Source organism: Vibrio sp. 1402 (assembly GCF_033340275.1).
Genome location: NZ_JAWOWE010000152.1, coordinates 1 through 847, shown reverse-complemented (window position 1 = coordinate 847; position 847 = coordinate 1). Strand labels below are relative to the sequence as shown.

Genomic DNA, 847 nt, shown 5'->3' with positions numbered 1-847 from the left:
AATCACTATAAATACTCTTTGGAAATGAATTTGCGACAGGATAATAAAGAACTGGATAGACATCCAGTCCTTTATGCTGTGGGGTTAGATTTTTGAGACAACTTGATCAAGTTGTTGTGTGAGCGTCCGGACAGCAACAACTTGACCGCTGAGCTCTTTGCCATATTGAGCCACAATCTCGGCAATGGATTTTGTATTCACTACACCATTCGCCACTTCGCTACTCGCTTCATCAAGTTCTTTTAGCGCTGTCATTTGCGTTGCCATAATGCTTGATAAACTTTGTACGTCATGAGATATCGTCGTCACTTGCTGAATAATAGTGTTCATCCTCTCGGTGCTTGACGTCACCACGTCTTGACCATGCTTCACTTCTTGCTCACTACGATCAAGTAAGTGACGAATCTCAATAGCGGACTGGCTACTCTTCGCAGATAGCTCTCGTACTTGCTCGGCAACCACAGCAAAACCTCGCCCTTGTTCACCAGCTCTCGCCGCTTCAATTGCCGCATTGAGTGCCAGCAAATTAGTCTGTTCTGCTAACCCTTCAATCACTTCCGTCACGCGGCCAATTGCTTCGCTCTCTTTGCTTAACTGCGTAACTTGGGTGCTGGCGCTTTCTATGCTGCTGTGTAAACTTTCCATGGTCGCTTTATTTTGCTCAAGTGCGTCACGACCTTGTTCTATCTCATCTTTTGAATCTGACAACTTTTGCACCGATTGATTAGCTTGATCCAACGTATTACTCGCAGCAAAGGCAATCTCTTCGAGTTGACGCCCCATTTCTGAGATATTGGATTGTTGTTGTTCAACGTTATTGGATGTCACTTGTGCCGATTCGAGAAGC

1 protein-coding gene is annotated in these 847 nt (G+C 45.1%); it reads right to left on the bottom strand.

What is annotated here, in order from left to right:
• Nucleotides 1-84 precede the first annotated feature (84 nt).
• On the bottom strand, nt 85-847 hold a 763-nt coding region (locus tag R7044_RS24745), incomplete at its 5' end, for a methyl-accepting chemotaxis protein (protein ID WP_225455939.1).